The following is a 20,966-nucleotide window of genomic DNA, read 5'->3' on the forward strand; positions in this document are numbered from 1 at the left end:
CATCCACAACTTGACAGCAATTTATGAATCTGAGAGACAAGATTGCAGAAATACCGGATTTCCCAAAAAAAGGAATTTTGTTCAGAGATATCAGTCCCCTTCTAAGAGATCCTGCTGCGTTATCACTATTAATAGAAGAATTTACAAAAATAATTCATCCAAATGATGTCGATATTTTTGCAGGCATAGAGTCGAGAGGTTTTCCATTAGCTTGCGCATTAGCTCTCAAATATAACAAGGGCATGATTATGATTAGAAAACAAGGAAAATTGCCAGGTGCCACTCATAAGGTATCATACAATATCGAATATGGAAGTGCCACGATGGAGATCCAAGTTGGCGCATTAAAGAAAGGGCAAAAAGTGTACATTTGTGATGATTTGCTTGCAACTGGTGGAACAGCAAAAGCTGCTGCAAAATTAGTTGAGAAGATAGGCGGCAAGGTATCTGGTTTTGCGTTTATCATAGAATTAACAGATTTGAAAGGATCAAAAATTATCAAAGATTACAAACATAATGCGCTGGTGAAATATTGATAGAGCAGGCAGAGATAGGCATTTTTGGCGGAACTGGAATATATGATTCTGGTTTACTTGCTGAAAGCAAAGAGATCAATGTTGAAACACCATTCGGTAAAACTTCAGATTCCATAACAGTTGGAATTTACAAAGGAAGAAAAGTTGCATTCATGCCAAGACATGGTAAAAAACATACTATTCCACCTCATTTAATAAACTTTAGAGCAAATATTTGGGCATTCAAAGAGATGGGAATTAAAAGAATTATTGCACCATCTGCAGTTGGAAGTTTAAAAAAAGAATTAAAACCTGGAGATGTTGTACTTCCATCACAATTTATAGATTTTACAAAATCAAGAAAATACACACTTTATGAAGACGGTAAAGTAATTCACATATCAGTAGCAGATCCATTTTGTCCGGAGCTTCAAAATGTTGTTTTAGATGTTTCAAAAAAAATGAATCTCCACATCCATAAAGATGCCACATACATTTGCATTGAGGGACCTAGGTTTTCAACAAGAGCAGAATCAAAATTTTACAAAAATGTCATAGGTGCAGACATCATAGGAATGACTCTAGTTCCAGAGTGTCAGCTTGCAAGAGAAGCTCAGATGTGTTATGTGTCGATTTCAACAGTAACTGATTATGATGTATGGGCTCAAAAACCTGTTACTGCAAAAGAGGTTTTAGAGACTTTATCAAAGAATGTAGGCACTACAAAAAACATGCTTGCTCTGCTTTTTGACTTGATTCCACAGCAACGTGGTTGCTCATGCCACAAGGCATTTGACGAAGCTCAGTTCTAGCCATCGGCAAAGGAATCTTTTGTCAATCCTTCTGGGAGAGTGATATCTCCACGAACAAGTTTTTGCTGTAATTCATTTATCACTGCATCTATGTCATAACCAAGTTTAATCAGATTCTTCTCAACTGTCTTTGAAATCTTTGCGCCAATATTATGCCCACCAATTCTTCCAAAAGCTATTGCTTGAAACTTGAATGGATTACCATCAATATTAAAAGTGCCAGTTATCTTGGCGGCTATTTGACTTCCGCGAACATTATTAATATGAACTTGAATATCCATGAAAAACTTAGATCTCTATTGCTTTGTTAATAGAATTCTCTATAAGAAAATTCCAGTGTTTATCATCTTCAATCTTAAAGTCCTTTACCTTAAGTTGTATTATTTTTTCATCAACACATTCATGCTGAATTTCATCATTTTGTTTTATCTTTACTAATTTCCATTTGTCTTTGTGTTTTTTAAGATTGCATAAAAGTACAGCCCATTTTTGATCTGGAGATATTTTTGGCATTCCTACATAATCTACTATACTTTCAATACCAAGTTGTTTTTCTTCACAGAAAATTTTCTTGCATTTTACACAACGCCATGTATCAACTGAGCCTATAGTTCTTTTTTCATAATTAACATTGGTCACTCCAAAGTAAACTATTTCGTGATTACAAGATTCTGTATCTACAGACATGTTTCCTCCTCCATTATCGGTTATATTTAGTTCTTGCATCGTCATATGGTTTTTCTAAAATAATTGATATATTATCTACCAAAAGATTCTTCTTAAATTGAATATTTTCTCGCTCACACATTCTTCTATACATATTAACAACTGCAAATCTTGGATGCATTGATTCAAACTCTGTCTTTGTAATATCAATAAATCCTCCATTTTGAATAAGACTTGTTGCAGCTTGATTTGCTTCACTTTCTGAAATATTCAGATGCTCTGCTATATCTTGAGCAGACATTTTGCCTTTTTTTACTACTAAAACATAGACTTTAGATTGAATAGTAGATAGTCTAAGTTCTGAAACAATATTTTCTTCAACTGTATCAATATTAACACTCATAGATATCGAGACTCATAACGCCATAAATAAACATGTTAAATCACAGTTGAAATTAAATATGGAATAAAGATAATTCTTTCATGAGATTAATTATAGGATTAACTGGAAGTTCTGGAATTCTATATGGTGTAAGAATGCTAGAGATTCTCAAACAGTGCAAGGTTGATGTCCATTTAATCATGACAGAATGGGCAAAAAAATGTCTAGTGCTAGAAACTGATTACAATTTGAAACACGTAAGATCACTGGCAGAACATTATTCTGATGATGCAAATATGGCAGCAAGTGTTTCAAGTGGAACTCACAAGACTGATGGAATGATAGTGATTCCTTGTACAATGAAAACACTTTCTAGTATTGCCAATGGTTATGAAGAAACCCTAGTAGCTAGAGCCGCAGGAGTTACAATGAAAGAATCTAGAAAACTAGTTCTGGTTCCAAGAGAGACCCCACTTACCAGCATACATCTTGAAAATATGCTCAAACTTTCTCGAATTGGGGTAGTAGTATTACCTGCCATGCCAGGCTTTTATAATAGACCAAAGAACATTGACGATATTTTAAATCACATAGTAGGAAAATGCCTCGATCAATTTGGAATTGAGCACAGTCTATTCAAAAGATGGGAAACCACCTAAATTACAAGTCATACAATTAGTCGAGTTCAATTATGAAACGTTCTCATCCAATTTGAGTCAAAATTCTACGAGTGTTTATATTTGGATTATGCTTGAATGAAATAGAATATCTTTGGCAAGCTACAAGAGCAGATACTCTAATGACAAGTCATTTGATTTTATAATTCCCCTAATGGTTTTACTATTTTTGGGTGTGGTATACATGCTCTCAATAAGATCTTCGGAAGGATATGTCAGTTTCATATTAATTGGAATAGCGGCTGCAATTATGATTTATTGGGTAAGAGTATTAAAGAAGATGACAACTGAGAACGTTCCACAATATACACCAAAAGAAGCAGATACGAAAAATTGGGTATATGATCTAATAAAAGGTGAAAAAGAAATAATATTTGTAGCAGAGGTACCAGGTCCAGAGGATCAGGTAACTGTCAGACTAATTGATGGAATTTTATACGTACGCGGATCTGGACACTTTTCAAAAGAGGTCCCAATTGAAACAACACCAGACATGGGAATTCATGACTTCAAATACAGAAACGGTGTTCTTACTTTAAAAATTAGAAAATTAGAAACTCTTTGATTCTTCTAGTTTTGCTGGCAGATACTTGTCTGTAATATTAGTAAGACCGTACTTTGAGAATGCTTCAAGTTCTGCCTTTCTTTTTATCTTGAGAAATACCTCTAGTTGTGTTTTCCAATTTCCTTCTTGATATCTAGGATCTTTTTGAAGATCATAAATTCTCTTTATGTCAGATTCTGTCATAGGGATTGTTGGTAGCTTGTATTTTTCAATATCAGTTGCCCAAACACCTAACCATTTTGCGTCTGGTACGGTCAATTCTCTTAAATGAGCTGCATTTGCAGAGCCAGATTTTATCACCATTGCAATATGTTCTCCATACACATCACCGTCTGCTAGAATAACTACAGGTAATCCCATTTCTGTGTTTAATCGTCTCAAGAGATTTCTTGTTGACCTAGGAGCTTGGCCTGCTGTATCAACAATTATAGCTTTAAATTTTTTATGAACTTTTTCTTCAACAAATCTTGTGAAAAGACCACCCTTTTCTATGGCAATAACAAGTTCTGCACTAGTATCAACAAGTTCTGCACTGCTCAAACTTGGACCTATCAAATATCCGTCAGGATGATCCGAGAGATTCATTCTTTTCCCTTCGTAGCCTGGAACAGTATATTCAATTGTCAAGTCTCCAAAGACACTACTTCTTTCTTCAGGAAATATGTGAAATTCTTCACGAGGGCTTGTGAGAACTGCTTCCAAGTCTACTATGATATTATCAGATTCTGGCTGATCCTCAAAATCAATACTAAACGCCTGTGAAGAATAATAAATGTCTCTTAATGTAGATGATTTTCCTTCTCGAACTAATCTATTGACAAAGAAAGCAAGCCAAGCAAGCTGTGTATAGGAACGTAACTGTGACATGTTTCTAGAACTACGTACAGCACTTGCACTACCCAAAATGTATTGTCTTATTTTTTTGTCATAAACAATATTGCTTACTGATCTACTAGGAATTACAAATTGTGGAAATCTTCCTTTGTCAAGATTATCATATATGCTAATACCTTGTTGCTCCAATAAAGATAGTAATCTTTTCTTCCTTTCTTCAGCTGTCTTTGCACTAGACTTGTTCTTCAATCTCACTTCCCATCCTTATCAGTTGATTATAATTTGGTTCTTTTTTCTTACCAGCAAGTTCAGTTGCAAATTGTGCAATTAGTGGTACATATTTTGAGTAAAGATTCGCCCTCTTTTTTGCCATATCATCTGCTCCTTTTCTAGACATATGAACAGCCAATTTTCTTGCAAGATATTGTAACGCATTTTTTAATTCCCTTTCAAGCTCAGGTCTATCTGCCACATTTTCTTTTCCTACTGTCTTGTACGGAATTCTTGTAGAGCAAATATGAGATACAATCACAAGAGGAGGATCTCCTTTTATTTTGTATCTACTCCACTCAGTCTCATTTACTATTTTGAGGACTACATCACTTCCTTCATCATATAGAAGCGGTATACGATTAGCAAAACGATAAACTTTGAGACCAGATGGTGGAATATCACCTCCATAGGCAATGCCCATTTCTACAACAAATGGAAATCCAGAATATGCTGATGCGTTACGTTGCCAGACAGCTGCAAACTCGGGATTGAAAAACTTCATTATTCCTTTAGAAAGAGGTTCCTCCCCTAAAGGGGCCAAGCAACTGGGATCTGGAGCAAGGAATTCTTCAAATTTTTGGAGTGCGTCAGCTAGTTTTACCAACTCCTCATTTGTCATACTGCCTATTCTTTTATCTGGCTTGAATTTGGCAAAATCACAGAACTTTTCTGCGGTAGTGGGTCCAACCCTTTGGAATCGCTTGGTCAAAAAGGTGAGGAGTGTATCACCCTGAACGGTACTTGCAAGTTGTTTGTAATATGGACTCTCTGGGTCCAATTCTATTGCATGTGTTTGAGACTCGCCAAAGTCCCAGTATGTTATAGTCTTATTAGCAATATCAATATCATCGATTCTGATTTTTTTCAATCCTTCAAAATCAATATTTAGAAAAGACATGACCGAAATCACAGTTCTTACAGGTTTTGAGATATCAGACCAACGCTTTTGTGCTTTTTCTAAAATCTCTTTGTGAGAGAGGTTTTTCTTTAGACCTAATTCTTTTTTGACTTTATCAATCATCTTGTTGTCAATGGTTGGAATCTGATAATGCGTATCTGTGATCATTCTTCTTATAGTCTCAACATCAATACCGTGCGGATGAGGTTTGATGACTGTCGGTGGATGAGGCATATCTTTTACAATTCTTGGATAATGGAATTTTTCACCACTTGGATCTTCAAATGTTATTGATGCGTAGGGGGTAATCAGCGAAGTCTGATATACATAATCGCGTACTTTGGATCCTGCTTTTGAATAATCTCCTTCAAGAACAATACTCACTGCAAGACCTGTCTTTGAACCTTCTTTTGTTGTATGTTTTAGAATTACAGGTTTGTTTTTCTGAATGTCAAGTAACATTACAAACTCGTCAAGTGTTTTACCATCTGAGCAGCTCTTCACAGTAACTGGTTTGTTTGTAGTAATCTGACCATAAAGAATAGCCATTGTAGCACCAAGACCAAACATACCTCTAGCTTGCTTGAGACCAAATTTAGAACCATAAAGAACAGTACCAAAAGCAAGAGGAATGTGTTCAGGATCAATACCTGGCCCGTTATCTTTTACAGTCAAGACATAATGTTTTGGATCTGGTTTTTCTGCATCTACTGCTTTTATTGAAAGATGAATGTCTGGAAGGATCTTCTTTTGATCACATGCATCAAGTGCATTTTCTACAAATTCTCTAACAGATGTGTAAAGTGATCTAGTTGGATTACTAAATCCCGCAAGATCTCTATTTCTATAAAAGAATTCACTTGGAGATATTTGGCTGAAGACTTCTTTACTCAAGGATATTTCCTCCTTCCCAAAGTTGAAGTCTCTCTAGTTTTTGTCTCCTCCTTGATTCTTGAAGATCATTGTAAACTTTACCATGAGTACTACCACTGGAAATAGATGTTATTGCATTAACAGCAGATTTTAGTTGAGTTCCATCCCCAATCAAGGCAACGGTTCTACCATAAACAGATACTTTTGCACCACTTAGATCCTCTATATTTTTTCTAACTCGTCCACTTTCTCCTATTATTCTACTCTTTATTCTCTCAATTTGAGCCGGAGATTTTCCAACAAATTGACGCAAGTCCATAACATGTAATGAAGTCTCTTCTTGAATAAGACGTAATGCATTTTCTGCAGAGAAGCCACGACCTATAGCCATTACAATTTCTTCGGCCTTAAATGGCATTATATTTTCAACATCCCCCACTCCCTTTATGACTGTCTCGCCTGTTTGACCATCGATTGATAATGAAACAGAACAAATTTTTTCTATCTTAGCTTTTACCTTTCCAGATTTACCAATCAACACCCCAACTCGATCAACTGGGATCAGTATAATTTTCTCAAAGATCATCTTGTAACCCTCTTAAACACATCAATTGGATTGTCCACCGTTAGTCCTCTCTTAACAAAGAATTTAGTAATATTACTAATATCTCTTTCAAGAAATTCTTTGGTTTTAGGATGTCTTATATCTACCGCAGAGCCAAAATCAAAAACTACTGGTCCTTCTTTTGTTTTGAAAAGATTATACTCTGAAAGATCTGCGTGAACAAGTTCGGCTTTTTTATAGAGATCAGAAATAATTGTTATTGTTTTTTCATAATCAGTATAGTCTACTTCTGATTCAACCAATGTCTTAGATGGAACACCGCCAGTTCCTACAAATTTCATTACTAGAATATTTTTTACCACGGTTATTGGTTCAGGACATGGGATTTCACAATTAAAGGCCTTACTCAGATTACGGAATTCTTTTCTAGCCCACAACTCTACAAGAGATCTAGTACCGCTTTTTATTCTAGTAAACCTTGGATCTCCAATAAGGTAAGGATATCGCTTTTTAAAGTTCGATGTTGTAACGAGATAAATTTTTACAGCAAGATCATTGCCAAATGGGTCAACTGCCCAGTATAGCTGAGACTCTTTTCCCGCACCTACTGCACCATTGACATAAGAGATAATGCCATTGTTGATCAGCCGTGAGAGGGTCATCACAGTAGACTTGTCAAAGACTGCCTCGAGCACTTTGTCTTTGTCAAATATGTCCTTCTCTGTTTTTCTTCCTCTTGCCTTACCAGCAAGTTTAAGATTCATTTTTCTTGCCAATTTGTCTTGTAGTCCTAAATCAGAATCTTCAGTGCTGGAATCTTCTTCGACATCACTTGTTGTTTCTGGTGAATCTAGATCACTTTCTTCAACTTCACTTGTTATTTCTGGTGAGTCTAGATCACTTTCTTCTGCAATCTGTAGGTCATTTTCATCCTCAATCACTTCATCATCAAATTCATCTATAGATTCTTTATTCATTTTATTTTACTCCTATAGACAACATTAATTGTAAAACAAACTTTGTAAAATCTATTACTATCAGAAATCTTGCGGCAAGAGTCCTTTTTGTTTTAGTATATCAACTTGTGAGAGGGTATATCTCCAAGTAATATCACCACGATCCTCTGCTCTAAAATCCCAGGGGGCAATTGTTACAACATCATTATCTCTAATCCAAATTTTTCTTTTTAGTTTTCCTCTGATTCGTCCCATTCTGGTCTTATCATCTGTACATCTAACCAGTATGTGATCACTGCCCAAAAGTTTTACAACTCTACCTAACAGCTCGCCTTCTCCAGGCAAATACATTTCTTTTAACTCACTTTCGTTTAGTACTTTTCGCTTACCCAAAATTCTCAGACAACAGAGTGTTCAGTATGTATATATTCGTTGTATTTTCAAAATTTGAAAATAATAAGAAATGGAATTCCTTCAATTTCTTTTACACCTTTTGCTGTTCCCACTCCAATCTTTATTGAAAGATCAACTGTTTTTCTACCAGCCATGTTAATTATTGAAGAACTTCTTAGAAGAGATTCTGCTTCTTTTTCATCAACCACTCGGTCTCCATAGTAGCTCTTTGAGATTTTTACCTCAAAATCAGATTGTTTGAGTGTTCTGCCAACTAATTCGGCATCACACATATTCAACATCCTATTTCTTTGCTGATTCACTACTCTCACTGCAAAATTCATTTACGCATATTGACCCTTTAGAGGAGATTTGGCTCCGCAGGCTTCACATTTGAGAGAAGTTACCCTATGCTCCTTTTCAACCCTAGTATCAGGACTCTTACAGGTTGGACATTCTACATATTCCTTAAGATATCTATTCAAACGAATTGTAAATTCATGAGGGTCTTTCTTCCCTACAAATACTGCCTTGTCACCTCCAAATTGTGCCGGAGTTGCAAATTCCTTTGATAAATACTGGAGAAGCTTCTCAGGATCTCTTCGCAATATTTTTGGAAATTCTGAAAAGTTTCTGAAAAATGTTCTGTTTCCCTGCCACATTATATCCACTTTAGGAAGTTCAAATCTGGATGTAGAACCTGCTTGAATCTGAGATACTTTATCTTGTATCCCCTTCAATAATTTTTCATATTCTGCCTTTGTCAACTAGATCAGTTATAGAATCGCTACCTATATTGATTTACTCTAGAAAAAGAAGAATATTGTACTAAGGCTTTCCTATGCGGAATACATTAGTACTACATTTAGGGCAAGTGCCCTTTACCGCAGGTCGTCCGTTCTTTAGCTTAACTTCCTTTGGATTTGTGATGTCGACTTTTTTTCTGCATTTTACGCAGTATGCTTGAGTCATTTCAACATCTTACGAATGAAGTGGTATATAGCAAGATTCAGTAAAAATTATTTCACTATACGCCTAGATGGAGTTAAATTTTTACATGACCTAATTCAGATCATAGATCTAGAATTTTCATAAAAATGTATATTTTTGTCATATTTCTTATGAGGAAATGATCCAACTGCATGAAATTAACAAATCAGCCATTAGAATAATCAAATTGTTGAATGTAGTTATGCTTTTAAAAGCGCCCTAAGAGACTCACTTGAATGGCATCCAAGAAAGGCATCATCATCACCATAGTAATGTTGGCAGTCATTTCAGGTGCAAGTTTTGTAGTATGGATTCTCCCGCAAAATCATAGTTCTTCTGTTGTTGTCTCAGATTTCAAAAGCGAGTTGGACAGTGTAAAAGAGAGGCATTTGCTCATTACTACTGCAATAGATTCCAACCTCAAAGGATTATCAGACAAGAGTATGTCTCCAGATGAATTTATCAATCAAACCCAGATATCGTCCTCTCAGGTTACCTCATTGATAAGTGAACTAGTGGAAAGCAACGCTCCCACGGAATGGCAGCAAAGCTATGGAGCCTATTTTGAATCCCTCAAAAAGTACAATGATTATCTTTCTGAGACAATATCACTTGCAAACAAGATAAAAAATGGAATATCAACAAGTGATCTAAATGATGAGATGTCAAAGTTAGATGCTCTCAAGAAAGAATCAGATGCACTAGCAACCAAGTCTGACCAGACTCGACCTGGATAGAATCAAGAGATCAAAATTTGAGTTGAATTTCTTAAAGCATTTGTAAAACTATATAGAAACTACATTAATTAATAGGAAATGCGATTTTCGTCTATACCATGTCAGTAAAAGAAGATAGTATACAAAATGAAACAACGGAGACAAAGACTAGTAGGCTATTAGTGATTTGTGTTGATAGAGATGATGATATTGGAGTTAAAGCAGGTGTTGTTACTCCAGTAATTGGACGCAATGCATGCATAGATGCAGCTCAAAGACTTGCATTAGAAGATCCAGAAGATGCCGATTCGAATTCAATTTTTGCAGCTGTTAAAACATTTGAAGATTTGATAAGTAAGGGATACCAAGCCGAAGTTGCAATAGTTGCAGGTACCCAGAATAAAGGAGTCCAAGGAGATGAGAAAATTATTTCTCAAGTAAAGACCCTGGCAACAAAATTTGCAGCAAATGGAGCTGTCATAGTATCTGATGGTGAAGATGATGAAAGTGTCATACCAATAATTCAAAATGTATTACCAATAGTTTCTGTAAAGAGAGTGGTAATGCGAGTAAGTAGAACGGTGGAATACTCGTATGCAGTATTAGGAAGATATCTCAAAGCTATTGCTTTTGATTCAAAATATTCAAAATTCTTTCTAGGTGTTCCTGGAATGCTTTTACTAATCGGTGGAATAGGAACTGTTCTTGGGCTAACTACGCAAATATTTGCAGTTCTAGTCAGCATTCTTGGCGGAGCATTTCTAATCAGAGCTTTTGACATAGACAGAGCTTGGACCAATTGGAATAAACCAACACCTGGTGGATTCATACGAACTTTTACGCTAGTGGCAGGAATTGTTATGATTCTTGCATCGTTTACATCTGGTCTTAGTTCTGTCATACCCGGTATTACTGCAAAACCTGATAGCATATTGAAATTAGTTTTAAATCAACAAACAACTGGTCTCTTTATTTCTGGAATGTTGCCATTTCTTTGGATGGGAATAGGATGCATCTTTGGAGGTTCACTGCTAAGTAGTTGGTTTAAGGGAAGTATTAGATCAATTACAGATATTCTAAGGTTGATAGTTCTAGTTACACTCTATCCAATTGTTTCCCAGTTTACTACAATTATGATAAAAGGAGAGAGTCCATTTACTCTAATTCCTCCATTGTTACTAGGTCTTGCAGTAATACTGATATCTGCATCTCTACTCTTCCACAAATATAGAAAAAAGAAGGGTGGTGAAGCACTATCAGAATAAAAGATAAGGTTCTCAATTTAGGTGGTTTGTACAGCCTATACTCTAAGAAATTAGAAAAGGACATCCATAGTGGAGAGATGCCAAATCACATTGCCATAATTCTTGATGGGAATAGAAGATGGGCAAAACGTAATTTGATCATGAAGTTAGAGGGCCACTTTAGAGGAGCAGACGCTGTAGAAAAATTGCTAGACTGGTGTGAGGAACTAAATATCAAAATAATTACATTGTATGTGCTATCATCAGAAAATCTCAGTAGACAAGATGAAGAATTGGATTATCTCTATGATTTGATCAATGAACGACTACTCAAGTTATACAACGATCCCAGAATACACAAGAATCGCATGAAGGTAAAGGCCATCGGCAGTATAGAGTTGTTGCCAGACTTTCTAAGAGACATTCTCAATAAACTAGAAGAGGATACAAAAGACTATGACAATCATTACTTGAATATAGCAATAGCTTATGGCGGACAAAATGAACTTGTGGATGCAATCAAAAAGATAGGATCAAGAATCAAAGATGGCTCTTTAGATGTAAATCAAATAGACAAGGATGTAATAGAATCCAGTTTGTATACTTCGCACCTACCTCAATCATCACCTGATATGATATTGAGGACATCTGGTGAGAAGCGATTAAGTGGTTTTTTACTTTGGCAAAGTGCCTATAGTGAGCTTGTTTTTATGGACATTTATTGGCCAGAATTTAGGAAAATCGACCTTATGCGAGCAATAAGGACCTTTCAAAAGAGAGGTCGTAGGCTAGGAAAATAGAAAAGAGAAATACTGGACATTAGAACTCATTTTGTAAATGTTGGAAGAAAGATCAGCAGGTACAATTCTTTACCAAGAATCTCCATCTGGCAAGATGTATTTGCTTTTGAATTATCCTTCAGGTCATTGGGATTTTGTCAAAGGAAATATTGAGAAAGGTGAGACTTTTAGGCAAACTGTTCTCCGAGAGGTAAGAGAAGAAACAGGAATTACGGATATTGATTTTATTGATGGATTTGAAGATAAGGTAGAGTATCATTATCAGCGAGATGGCGAAGTAATACACAAGGAAGTTGTCTTTTTTTTGGCAAGTACAAAAACAAACGATGTGGTATTATCACATGAACATCGCGATTACATATGGTTAAACTTCAATGATGCTCTCAAGAAATTGACTTACAAGACGGCTCAAAAATTATTCAAAAAAGTCAAAGATTTAGGATTTGAGAGTTAGCTCTTGAAGTTTTAGTGCTTCAAGTTGAGGATTTTTTGAATTAAGGATTGTTCTTCCTACAATTAAATAATTTGCACCTGCATTCAAGGCATTATTTGGATTGCCTCCTTGAGTTCCAACCCCAGGTGAATAAATCTCAAATCTTCCTTTTACTTTTTTGCTTGATGATTCTATGAGTTTTGGAACAGTTGCTCCAACAACAATGCCGTCAACATGTAAAGAATATGACCATTTTAAGAAAAGTTCATGAAGGGTTAACATTTTTTTAGTACTTGGATCTTGGGCTCTTAGGCCATATCCCAATTTTGCTCCCGGATGACTCATGTGTACTAGAGTTATGACACCTCGATTGTTATTATGGGCATTTTTTACAACTTCGGATAAATTTTCAGGTCCCATAATTGGATTTACAATTACTGCATCAAATCCACTTTGCCATAGTCTTTGTAAAGTTATCAGATTAGTATTTCCAATGTCATTTAGTTTTATGTCAGCTATTGTTTGTAATCCAAAATCGTGTGCAACTTTATTTATTTTTTTTATATTTTTCTCACCAAGTGGTAACAATAGATGAAAATTAAATTTTATAGCACAGAGATATTTTCCCAGTGTTTTGATATTTTTCATAGTTTTTTTCTCAAGTAGTTCAATATTTTTATCATCAAGATCATTTGCTAATATTATGGAACTTCTCAAAGAAGAATCCTTCATTCTTTTTCTGAAATTACTCATAGCTTGACTAGAGGATGCTTACCTTTGAGTTTTATCACTTTAAGGTACGAGTATCCATGGTCATTTACCGTATTAACAAAAGATGGCTCTATGCCATCTTTGCTAGAATATTTCAAAAATGGTTTCGTAGGTTCGTAATCAAGTTTAACATGACAAAAATACGAAGTCTCGTCAGACTCGTTAAAATTCATGAAAACTCCAACATACCAATTAGTTCCATCTGGAAAAGCAAAGAGTGGAAACGGTGATTCTTCAAATCCATAACTTAGTTTAATCAAACTTGTAAGATCTTCAAGTTCTATTGATTCGTATACAACTTCGGGAAGTGACGCTGTTTCGGGTTTTAGAGTTTCAGGAAGTGATTTGACTCGAACAATTGGAGAATAGAGGTACATTGGATTTGATATAGTATTTACCATATCATAGTCCTCTTTTCCTGCCTTGAATCCATATGAAAGATAATGACCCTTTTTGTCAGTTTGGACATAGAAATTAACAGATCTTTCTTTTAGAAGATCCATCTGTACTGAGATTATATTTTTTCCGTCAAGTTCAAAGGAAAAGGCAGTACGTGGAACTCGTTCTAATGCACAAACCATTCTTGAGAATTCAGTCATATCTGTGACTTCGATGTAAAACGGAAGTTTTGCCATAGGATTTCTCAAAAATCATCCACATTAAAAGTAGTCGTTTGTGATTCTCTTTTCTTTATTGTCTTCTGTCAATTATATCGTATACATCTGGTCCAGTACCAATCAATGTAACAGGTACTTTGAGCTGGTCTTCAATATTTTTAATAAAATATTTAGCAGGGGAACTCAGGTCTGAAAATGATTGCATGTGTGCACATTCAGGAAAGACTACATCAAGTTTTGTAATTCCAAGTTGAGATGCGCTGTTAAGCATAATTGATCTCTTTGCAAGATCAAAATCAAATTCAGCCGCTCGTCTTTGTCTTCCAGTAACTGTTCCCACTTCTTGCCATCCTTTTGCTACTGCCTCTTCCGGAGAAATCTCATTTTTTAAAGGACCTTCTCCAACTCTAGTGACAAATGCTTTGAAAACAACAAGTACTTCATCAACACTTTTGGGTCCAATTCCAACATCAGCGCATATTGCGGATGCTGTAACATCCTTTGATGTAACAAATGGATATGTTCCGTGCCATAATGAAAGATAGGTTCCTTGTGTTCCTTCCACAATTACATTTTCTTTTCTGTCTAGTGCAAAATTTACTTGGTTAGGAACATCGTCAAGATACAGAGTAAGAGATTCAATATCTTTTGCAAGTTTGAGCGTACGCATTGCTCTATCTGCATTAGCAGGTCCCGTACCAGTCCCAGTACTACCAATAGACTGTTTTAATCTACCACCAGAATCTGTTGTTCTGTGTGATTCTTCAATTATCCCACATTGAAAATCTACAAAAGTTCTATCTTGAGTGCTAAATTCTTCAATCTCTTTTAAAAGCACTTCTGGACTTACTACTACTCCAGGACCAACTAGTAATCTTGTGTTAGGATTCAAAAATGCACTTGGTAACATTCTAACTTTGTATTTTTTATTTGCATGTTCAATTGTATGGCCTGCATTAGGTCCCACTCCACCCCGAACAGCTACAGTAGGATTGTCTTTTATTGCAAGATATGAAACGATCTTTCCTTTTCCCTCATCGCCATAAAAACCACCAACGATAACTGTAGAAGGCATACAGGGAGAGCACAACCGGAGATATTTAAGCCAAATCTTATCAATAGGATTTTAGAATCGATCCAGTCACAAACTGACATGTCTTCTCCAAATCATGCTGGAAACATCATAGTAAATTTAGCAGGACTTCCAGAGTTTCTAAGAAAGCCGATATTAAAAAAGAGATTATCAGAGTTTTTCACCATGAATCAAGAGGACAAGAAAGAGATCATAAATAACGCGTTACAAGCCGGGCCCACAATACAATTTGACAAATTTTCTACCTTGTTTAAGACATGGCTTGAAATTCTCTGTAGCTTGTCCGAAGAACAGAGAACAATCATGTTTTCTAATTATATCAATGAGATAACAAATCATCCAGAAAAACTAATTGCCTTTAACCTGGATGGAATTTTTGAGATCTTCATGTCACTACCCGCCGAACAAAGAACCGTACTTTCAGCAACCCTTAAGGAGATAGTCAGATCGTTTGATGAGAAGGACAGGAAAAAAATAAACATGATAATTCCAGAGAGCGCAAAAAAGGAAATCGGCATCTAAAGCGGACTGTCTGGTTTTCTCTTATTTTCATCAGCGAAATTTATTACATCTCCCTCAGGAGTCATAACACCAACGAATACTTTTTCGTATTTTTTAACTACCTTTCTATGATCAGCCATTGACATGTCTAATTTCATTTCATTCATAACCATGATTCGGTACTGCCTCCATTCTTCCCAACATTTGTTGCAGCAAGGATACGCGGAAGCAAAAGGATCAAGTTCGACGCCATCTGGAATTTCTGTTTTACATTTGGTACATATTTTTACCATAGTAAGACACCGAATCATAGCAATTTAATTCTTTAAGAGACCATTGGTATAGAGTACGTTAATTGTTCTAATTTTATCAAGAGAGTATTTTCCTGTTATCTTGAGAAGAGATAATAGGTCTTGGCGACAATATAGAACATGAAAATAAAATGTCCCAAGTGTGATAAAATTGCCGAATTGGGAGATGATTTCACATACGTCAAGTGTTCACATTGTTCTCTTGACATGTCATATGGTGAATATATCAAATTTATTGCTTACAAGGACGCAAGATACTCGGATGTTTTGGGAGATTATACATCAGATACCAAAGGTACTACATCCGGAACTCTTGATGAATGGTAGAAAAAAATCCACTACAAGCCTTATGTAATTTCATAAGGCAACATACCTAATTGGAATTTGTTCTCGAGTCTGCCCTAAATCTATTGGGCTTTGTAGTAGGACTGGTCTTGGGTATTTTTGCATATATCGGATTCAAAAATACTGGTAGTCCCACTCTCTTTAGATTAAGCATCTCATTCTTTTCAATCAGCATAGGATTTGGAGTTGTAGGATTTGGTTTTCTCATCGAGTCTCTTGTCTTGGGTTATGCCAAACTAGACACTTGGATTCAGACTCTGGGACTAGGGATTCAGACTATAGGATATTTTTTCATAGCGTTCTCTCATGGAATAAAATCATTTTTCCCAAAATCAAGATATTTCAAATCAATTGCAATGCCTCTTTTCATTATTCCAGGTAATTCAATTGAGCACATTATAAGGTCAATTTCTTTTATCCTATTGGTATATGGGACAATTGAAACAATATTGTCATACATGGAAAATAGAAAGAGGAGTACTATTTTCGTAGCCGCAGGCCTTGGGTTGCTAGCATTAGGCGAATTTTTGGGTTGGTATTCTATTGTATTTCCAAAATCAGTTTTGTATTTCATTTCAGTTTCAACAAAGATAGTAGGATTGGGAGCACTTTTCGTTCCAATTTCCCAGGTTCCACTGAGAGGAGCAAGATTTGGCAATAACATATAGAACTCATATGAGTATAATTGGAGACATTCTCTCCACAGCAAGAGATGAAGTTCCAGATGAATCAGGTGCTAGTATAACTTACCTTATACGAAAAGCAAATATTTCATATGCTAGACTTTCAAAAATTTTAGATACACTTGTTTCACAAGGACTTTTGGAACAGAGTAATTCTGACAGGGCCTGCAAATATAGAATAAGCAACAGAGGTAGAGAGTTTCTTCAGGCATATCGTGGATTCAGAGAGTTTGCCGATTCATTTGGATTAAGAATTTAACTTTCCCCTTCGTCTACTATCTCTTCAGTTTCATCTTCTACATCGTCGTCCTCAAAGGCATCTTCAAAGTCATTCTCGTAATTCTCGGCCATATCACTCACAGAAAATATTTTCCTATAAAAGACTTGCACAGTACTAACATTACTATTGCTACCTCAACTGGTTGATTTTACGCTACCCAACCGCCACATGAAATGCAGATTTGCATCCCATCTTCGTCTTCATATGTTTCTCCACCAGGAGGACATTGGCATTGTGATACTTCGTCCATCAGATATAATATGCATTCCAACTTATATCATTTTCATAAGAAGAGATAATTTACTATTAAACACCCAAAGAAATATGATTCTTCCTTGCAATGAAAGTGGAATTAAAGCTGCACATGATGCCATAAAAAAAGGAGGAGTTGTGGTATTTCCTACGGATACAGTTTATGGAGTAGGATGCGATCCATACAATCAGGATGCAATTAACAAAATATACAATATCAAAGGTAGGGATAAAACAAAACAGCTTCCCGTTCTTGCATATTCAAAAAAAGAGATAAAAGATATAGCGTATTTTGACGAAAATTCAGAAAAAATCTCAGATAAATTCTGGCCTGGTTCCCTTACATTAATTCTAAAAGTCAAGGACAAGAAAATTGAAGAGTCATTGGGTCTTCAAGGTAAGATTGCAGTCAGAGTTCCAAATCATCCATGCGTGCTTGCTCTTTTAAAAGAATGCAAATTACTGGTAGGAACTAGCGCAAATTTTTCTGGCCAGTCCTCATTTAACGATTCAAGTGAGATAGCAAGCAAATTCTCAGGCTATGATATATTGTTAGATGGAGGAAAAATTGTCAATTCGGGAGAATCTACAATAGTACAGTTCGAAGGTAATGAGTTAAAAATAGTAAGAGAAGGTAAAATAAAATCGGAGTCTTTAGTTTGAATTTGATTACAACCTGTAGTAGACACATGGAGGAGGAAGCGTGTGATGAAATTGCAGAAATTATTAAGGAACTTGGAGATACATCTCCAAGAATAGGCAAGTCAAGTTTCTCAGGAATAGTTTGGGTTGACACTATAATCGATCCATTTGTTGTCATAGCAGAGATAAAAAAAATAACCCTTGATGAACCATGGAGAATGAGGTATTGTCACAGATTCATTCCAATTAGACAATCCACTTCGTCTAGTCTTGAAAACATAGTAGAAAGTGTGAGAAACCAAATAAAAATAATGAAAGATACAGATGCATACAGAATTACAATTGAAAAAAGAGGCTCAGATATTTCCTCAAAGGAGCTAATAGATTCAGTTGCAGGAATAATTCCAAACAAGGTGTCTCTAGAGTCCTATGACTGGAATGTCATGATTCAGATCATGGGTGGGATAACAGGCATTTCAATACTAAAAGAAGAGGATATTGTCAGTACGTTAAAGCTCAAACGAGATTCAATGGAATAGTGTTGCAGACTTTTCTGCAAGTAAATCTTCCAAGGGCGTTTTAGAAAACACACAATCAAGTTGCTTTTTTGTTATTCTAAATTCTTTTTTTATCAATTTGGAATTATCTTTTGAAAATACATTGTCTTGCAAAAGATCTTTAATGTGATTGTAGAGTTTTTCAATCAGTGATTTTTTCCCAATTATTATCAATATAGAATCGGTGTTCTTTTTTACACCTACTTTAGAGATTGCATCACTAATTTGCCTAGTACATGCAAATCTCATTAGAATATCAGTCTCAATTTTATTAGAAAGTAAGGTGCCTGCCTTTTGAGCAGATAAAGAAATAGCAACTGTCTTTTGTACATGTTCTACATTCAAGACATATGACGCCCCAATTCCCTGGATGACAAGATTTGGATATCGCTCTCTAAGTGACTCGATAAATGTAATTGGATCTTCTGCAGTTTTTTTGAGTCGGACTAACTCTATAATATTTTTCATCAGACCAAATTGGATCCTCTTTGATCTTCCACCATGAACTAACGGAATTATACTAATGACATCTCCACCTTTTAGTAAAGTCTCTTTTCCTTGCAATGCAGATGAATCAATGCCATTTACTGCAACAAGGATATTGTTAGGATCAAGGTGTGGTAGATTGCTAGGAGTAGATTTTTCAAGATGGTCTAGTAGATCAGATATTGTCATAAGGTCACTTTCAATCTCAAGTTTATCAGATGAAAATGACTTTCTTGCTCCTCCCAGTAACTTGACAGTTAGCATATTACCAAAAGAAGGACTGGCGTATATGGGATTTTTGTAAAAACCTAGTTGAGTATCTGCTCTTCAATCTCTTCAGTCTCATCAACTGGTTCGTTGTGAGCAACTGCTTCAGATTCTTTTTCTTGTTTCGCCTCAAGTTCTCGTTTGATATATGTAGAAATGTAACCAGCAATTTCGTTCTTGAGACCTTTAGATCTTACAATTGCAACTTCATTTAGAACCTGTTTGTTGTGTGCAAAATCTTTGTCAAATTTTCCTTTATAAGTAGTCATCAATTCCAGGGAAATTTTTCTGATTCTGTTCACTGACTTGATTGCCTAAAGGGGTTTTTTATACCTATACACCGAGGTATGAACTAGCATTCTTTTCTGCAATTAGATGCATTTCATCATATGATTTGTTCAATATCCCAGCTGCACAAAAAAGCACACTAGGTAGAAATGTTATTTGTGCGGTTTTCAGACCAAAGCATCTTGAGAACCTCACAGGTCCATCAGTCTCAAGCAGTATTTTATCCAAGTCGGTCAGTGCAAGAAGAACTTGCTTGTCTTGAGAATAAACCATCGCAGGTCCATATGATACAAAGTAGTCCAGTTCCATTGCTTTTTGTAATTGCTTTTTGCTGCCAGAAAACCAATGAAGTAAAACACCTTTGATCGAATAAGATGGAAGTATAGAAAATATCTCATCCAGAGTTTTTCTAGAATGAACAGATATAGGTTTTCCTAATTTTTCTGCAAGTGAGAGCATCTCTTGGAATACTAATACTTGTCTTGAAAATCCTGCTTCGTCTGAAACATACGTTTTGTCAAGACCAATCTCTCCGATACCAGATATTTTATTTGAATTATTCCCAATCAACTCTACCATTGCATTTAGATCATCATCTGCCTTTTCAGGATGAATTCCAATAAATGGTAAAACCAGAGGACTGCGTTTACTTAGTTCAAGTGTAGATTTTGAGGTTGTATTATCCATAGAAACACAACATGCTTTGATCTTCAATCTATCCATGGCTACAAGTATGTACTCCAAGTCAGCCAAGTACTCAGGGTCTGATAGATGAATATGAGCATCAGTCAGCCAGGTCATGGTTAGTCACTTATTTGAGCACAAAATAGTGTGTATAAATCGATCCCCGCATAGTTTTTTTCCACTCAAAGTCTTTTATCAGAGGTTTTTGGATTTATTGTATGACAACAGAATTTGGCCTTTCTGTAATGTATAGGATTTTGAAAAAAGCAGGTGCAGAAAGAGTAAGTGATGAATCAGCCAACGAACTTAGAAGAATACTAGAAGAGATTGGTGGTTCGATTGCAAAAAATGCAGTAGAGATGTCAGTACATGCAGGTAGGAAGACGATAAAATCAGAAGACATTAGACTTGCAGCAAAGCAATTTTCAAAATTCTAATCTAAAAGATTTAATTGTTCAAATAAAGCCATTTTGATCGCGGTGAGGTGGCAGAGTGGCTATGCGTTCGCCTGCAAAGCGAATCTATAGGGGTTCAAATCCCTTCCTCACCTTTTTTATTATATCATAATAACCCGCTTTTCTAAATAGGGCAGTTTGT

Annotated in this window: 33 protein-coding genes and 1 tRNA gene; 16 read left to right on the top strand and 18 right to left on the bottom strand. The window is 35.7% G+C overall.

The window, feature by feature from the left end:
- Positions 1-23: 23 nt before the first annotated feature.
- On the top strand, positions 24-536 hold the full coding sequence (locus C0Q33_RS00570) for an adenine phosphoribosyltransferase (protein ID WP_101476653.1): 513 nt from the start codon (positions 24-26) through the stop codon (positions 534-536).
- Complete coding sequence (locus C0Q33_RS00575) at positions 533-1,327, top strand: S-methyl-5'-thioadenosine phosphorylase (RefSeq protein ID WP_101476654.1); 795 nt, start codon at positions 533-535, stop codon at positions 1,325-1,327. The genes C0Q33_RS00570 and C0Q33_RS00575 overlap by 4 nt, the downstream gene beginning before the upstream one ends.
- Here the strand turns inward: C0Q33_RS00575 and C0Q33_RS00580 are convergent.
- Genes C0Q33_RS00580 through C0Q33_RS00590 form a run of 3 tightly spaced genes read right to left on the bottom strand, consistent with a single transcriptional unit; the run spans position 1,324 to position 2,396 of the window.
- On the bottom strand, positions 1,324-1,608 hold the full coding sequence (locus C0Q33_RS00580; protein WP_101476655.1) for a hypothetical protein: 285 nt from the start codon (positions 1,606-1,608) through the stop codon (positions 1,324-1,326). The two genes, C0Q33_RS00575 and C0Q33_RS00580, sit on opposite strands and share 4 nt — an antisense overlap.
- A gap of 7 nt (positions 1,609-1,615) precedes the next feature.
- Positions 1,616-2,014: a hypothetical protein gene (locus C0Q33_RS00585; RefSeq protein WP_101476726.1), complete on the bottom strand. Its 399-nt coding sequence runs from the start codon at positions 2,012-2,014 to the stop codon at positions 1,616-1,618.
- Positions 2,015-2,027: 13 nt separating this feature from the next.
- Positions 2,028-2,396, bottom strand: a complete 369-nt coding sequence (locus C0Q33_RS00590; protein ID WP_245867261.1) for a helix-turn-helix domain-containing protein — start codon at positions 2,394-2,396, stop codon at positions 2,028-2,030.
- A gap of 80 nt (positions 2,397-2,476) precedes the next feature.
- On the opposite strand from C0Q33_RS00590, the gene C0Q33_RS00595 reads away from it, so the two are divergent.
- On the top strand, positions 2,477-3,034 hold the full coding sequence (locus C0Q33_RS00595; protein WP_101476656.1) for a UbiX family flavin prenyltransferase: 558 nt from the start codon (positions 2,477-2,479) through the stop codon (positions 3,032-3,034).
- A gap of 202 nt (positions 3,035-3,236) precedes the next feature.
- Positions 3,237-3,617: an Hsp20/alpha crystallin family protein gene (locus tag C0Q33_RS00600; RefSeq protein WP_245867262.1), complete on the top strand. Its 381-nt coding sequence runs from the start codon at positions 3,237-3,239 to the stop codon at positions 3,615-3,617.
- On the opposite strand, the gene C0Q33_RS00605 is transcribed toward C0Q33_RS00600, so the two are convergent.
- The 8 genes from C0Q33_RS00605 to C0Q33_RS09470 form a co-directional block, all read right to left on the bottom strand.
- On the bottom strand, positions 3,603-4,700 hold the full coding sequence (locus tag C0Q33_RS00605; RefSeq protein ID WP_177996782.1) for a DNA topoisomerase IV subunit A: 1,098 nt from the start codon (positions 4,698-4,700) through the stop codon (positions 3,603-3,605). The genes C0Q33_RS00600 and C0Q33_RS00605 overlap by 15 nt on opposite strands.
- Entirely contained in the window at positions 4,684-6,516 is a 1,833-nt protein-coding gene (locus tag C0Q33_RS00610; protein ID WP_394336906.1) for a DNA topoisomerase VI subunit B, read from the bottom strand. The genes C0Q33_RS00605 and C0Q33_RS00610 overlap by 17 nt, the downstream gene beginning before the upstream one ends.
- Complete coding sequence (locus tag C0Q33_RS00615) at positions 6,509-7,081, bottom strand: KH domain-containing protein (RefSeq protein WP_101476660.1); 573 nt, start codon at positions 7,079-7,081, stop codon at positions 6,509-6,511. The genes C0Q33_RS00610 and C0Q33_RS00615 overlap by 8 nt, the downstream gene beginning before the upstream one ends.
- Positions 7,078-8,037, bottom strand: a complete 960-nt coding sequence (locus C0Q33_RS00620; RefSeq protein ID WP_245867263.1) for a serine protein kinase RIO — start codon at positions 8,035-8,037, stop codon at positions 7,078-7,080. Before C0Q33_RS00620 ends, C0Q33_RS00615 begins: the two co-directional genes overlap by 4 nt.
- A 60-nt stretch (positions 8,038-8,097) precedes the next feature.
- Positions 8,098-8,409 (bottom strand): translation initiation factor eIF-1A, encoded by a 312-nt coding sequence (gene eif1A / locus C0Q33_RS00625; protein ID WP_101476661.1) that lies wholly within the window; start codon positions 8,407-8,409, stop codon positions 8,098-8,100.
- A 47-nt stretch (positions 8,410-8,456) separates the two neighbouring features.
- The gene (locus C0Q33_RS00630; protein WP_101476662.1) at positions 8,457-8,753 is read right to left on the bottom strand and encodes a DUF424 domain-containing protein; all 297 of its coding nucleotides are present in this window, start codon (positions 8,751-8,753) and stop codon (positions 8,457-8,459) included.
- A complete protein-coding gene (locus C0Q33_RS00635; protein ID WP_101476663.1) occupies positions 8,754-9,176 on the bottom strand; it encodes a translation initiation factor IF-2 subunit beta in 423 nt (140 codons plus the stop codon).
- A gap of 61 nt (positions 9,177-9,237) precedes the next feature.
- Positions 9,238-9,381 carry a DUF5679 domain-containing protein gene (locus tag C0Q33_RS09470; RefSeq protein WP_245867264.1) on the bottom strand — a complete coding sequence of 48 codons (144 nt, stop codon included), beginning with the start codon at positions 9,379-9,381 and terminating at the stop codon, positions 9,238-9,240.
- Positions 9,382-9,635: 254 nt separating this feature from the next.
- Here C0Q33_RS09470 and C0Q33_RS00640 point away from each other — a divergent pair, with 254 nt between their 5' ends.
- From C0Q33_RS00640 to C0Q33_RS00655, 4 genes are all read left to right on the top strand, one after another.
- Positions 9,636-10,136, top strand: coding sequence for a hypothetical protein (locus tag C0Q33_RS00640; RefSeq protein ID WP_101476664.1), 501 nt, complete (start codon positions 9,636-9,638; stop codon positions 10,134-10,136).
- Between the two features lie 98 nt (positions 10,137-10,234).
- On the top strand, positions 10,235-11,380 hold the full coding sequence (locus tag C0Q33_RS00645) for a DUF373 family protein (RefSeq protein ID WP_101476665.1): 1,146 nt from the start codon (positions 10,235-10,237) through the stop codon (positions 11,378-11,380).
- Between the two features lie 77 nt (positions 11,381-11,457).
- Entirely contained in the window at positions 11,458-12,159 is a 702-nt protein-coding gene (gene uppS / locus C0Q33_RS00650; protein ID WP_101476729.1) for a polyprenyl diphosphate synthase, read from the top strand.
- 37 nt (positions 12,160-12,196) lie between these two features.
- The gene (locus C0Q33_RS00655) at positions 12,197-12,613 is read left to right on the top strand and encodes a bis(5'-nucleosyl)-tetraphosphatase (protein ID WP_101476666.1); all 417 of its coding nucleotides are present in this window, start codon (positions 12,197-12,199) and stop codon (positions 12,611-12,613) included.
- On the opposite strand, the gene pyrF is transcribed toward C0Q33_RS00655, so the two are convergent.
- The 3 genes from pyrF to C0Q33_RS00670 are packed head-to-tail and all read right to left on the bottom strand — an operon-like array spanning position 12,596 to position 15,055.
- Positions 12,596-13,345, bottom strand: a complete 750-nt coding sequence (gene pyrF / locus C0Q33_RS00660; protein WP_101476667.1) for an orotidine-5'-phosphate decarboxylase — start codon at positions 13,343-13,345, stop codon at positions 12,596-12,598. The genes C0Q33_RS00655 and pyrF overlap by 18 nt on opposite strands.
- Positions 13,342-13,998, bottom strand: a complete 657-nt coding sequence (locus C0Q33_RS00665) for a hypothetical protein (RefSeq protein ID WP_101476730.1) — start codon at positions 13,996-13,998, stop codon at positions 13,342-13,344. Before C0Q33_RS00665 ends, pyrF begins: the two co-directional genes overlap by 4 nt.
- Positions 13,999-14,053: 55 nt before the next feature.
- Positions 14,054-15,055: an adenylosuccinate synthetase gene (locus C0Q33_RS00670; RefSeq protein ID WP_101476668.1), complete on the bottom strand. Its 1,002-nt coding sequence runs from the start codon at positions 15,053-15,055 to the stop codon at positions 14,054-14,056.
- A gap of 78 nt (positions 15,056-15,133) precedes the next feature.
- Between C0Q33_RS00670 and C0Q33_RS00675 the strand changes: the two genes are divergently transcribed.
- Entirely contained in the window at positions 15,134-15,595 is a 462-nt protein-coding gene (locus C0Q33_RS00675; protein ID WP_101476669.1) for a hypothetical protein, read from the top strand.
- Here the strand turns inward: C0Q33_RS00675 and C0Q33_RS00680 are convergent.
- Entirely contained in the window at positions 15,592-15,867 is a 276-nt protein-coding gene (locus C0Q33_RS00680) for a Fe(2+)-trafficking protein (protein ID WP_101476670.1), read from the bottom strand. The genes C0Q33_RS00675 and C0Q33_RS00680 overlap by 4 nt on opposite strands.
- A gap of 138 nt (positions 15,868-16,005) precedes the next feature.
- On the opposite strand from C0Q33_RS00680, the gene C0Q33_RS00685 reads away from it, so the two are divergent.
- The 5 genes from C0Q33_RS00685 to C0Q33_RS00705 all read left to right on the top strand — a co-directional run bounded on the left by C0Q33_RS00685 (position 16,006) and on the right by C0Q33_RS00705 (position 18,626).
- On the top strand, positions 16,006-16,212 hold the full coding sequence (locus C0Q33_RS00685) for a hypothetical protein (protein WP_101476671.1): 207 nt from the start codon (positions 16,006-16,008) through the stop codon (positions 16,210-16,212).
- Positions 16,213-16,262: 50 nt separating this feature from the next.
- Positions 16,263-16,898 (top strand): hypothetical protein, encoded by a 636-nt coding sequence (locus tag C0Q33_RS00690; RefSeq protein ID WP_101476672.1) that lies wholly within the window; start codon positions 16,263-16,265, stop codon positions 16,896-16,898.
- Positions 16,882-17,172, top strand: a complete 291-nt coding sequence (locus C0Q33_RS00695; RefSeq protein ID WP_449384862.1) for a winged helix-turn-helix domain-containing protein — start codon at positions 16,882-16,884, stop codon at positions 17,170-17,172. Before C0Q33_RS00690 ends, C0Q33_RS00695 begins: the two co-directional genes overlap by 17 nt.
- A 345-nt stretch (positions 17,173-17,517) precedes the next feature.
- The gene (locus C0Q33_RS00700) at positions 17,518-18,108 is read left to right on the top strand and encodes an L-threonylcarbamoyladenylate synthase (protein ID WP_101476731.1); all 591 of its coding nucleotides are present in this window, start codon (positions 17,518-17,520) and stop codon (positions 18,106-18,108) included.
- A 2-nt stretch (positions 18,109-18,110) separates the two neighbouring features.
- On the top strand, positions 18,111-18,626 hold the full coding sequence (locus tag C0Q33_RS00705; protein WP_133120959.1) for a THUMP domain-containing protein: 516 nt from the start codon (positions 18,111-18,113) through the stop codon (positions 18,624-18,626).
- Here C0Q33_RS00705 and cgi121 read toward each other — a convergent pair.
- Genes cgi121 through C0Q33_RS00720 form a run of 3 tightly spaced genes read right to left on the bottom strand, consistent with a single transcriptional unit; the run spans position 18,615 to position 20,486 of the window.
- Positions 18,615-19,394: a KEOPS complex subunit Cgi121 gene (gene cgi121, locus C0Q33_RS00710; protein WP_101476675.1), complete on the bottom strand. Its 780-nt coding sequence runs from the start codon at positions 19,392-19,394 to the stop codon at positions 18,615-18,617. The genes C0Q33_RS00705 and cgi121 overlap by 12 nt on opposite strands.
- 44 nt (positions 19,395-19,438) lie before the next feature.
- The gene (locus C0Q33_RS00715; RefSeq protein WP_101476676.1) at positions 19,439-19,699 is read right to left on the bottom strand and encodes a hypothetical protein; all 261 of its coding nucleotides are present in this window, start codon (positions 19,697-19,699) and stop codon (positions 19,439-19,441) included.
- Positions 19,700-19,730: 31 nt separating this feature from the next.
- Positions 19,731-20,486, bottom strand: a complete 756-nt coding sequence (locus C0Q33_RS00720) for a TatD family hydrolase (protein ID WP_101476677.1) — start codon at positions 20,484-20,486, stop codon at positions 19,731-19,733.
- 101 nt (positions 20,487-20,587) lie between these two features.
- Between C0Q33_RS00720 and C0Q33_RS00725 the strand changes: the two genes are divergently transcribed.
- A complete protein-coding gene (locus C0Q33_RS00725; RefSeq protein WP_101476678.1) occupies positions 20,588-20,806 on the top strand; it encodes a histone family protein in 219 nt (72 codons plus the stop codon).
- A gap of 41 nt (positions 20,807-20,847) precedes the next feature.
- Positions 20,848-20,919 (top strand) — tRNA-Cys (locus tag C0Q33_RS00730).
- Positions 20,920-20,966: the final 47 nt, after the last annotated feature.

It is taken from the genome of Candidatus Nitrosotalea bavarica, assembly GCF_900167955.1.
Taxonomy (GTDB): domain Archaea; phylum Thermoproteota; class Nitrososphaeria; order Nitrososphaerales; family Nitrosopumilaceae; genus Nitrosotalea; species Nitrosotalea bavarica.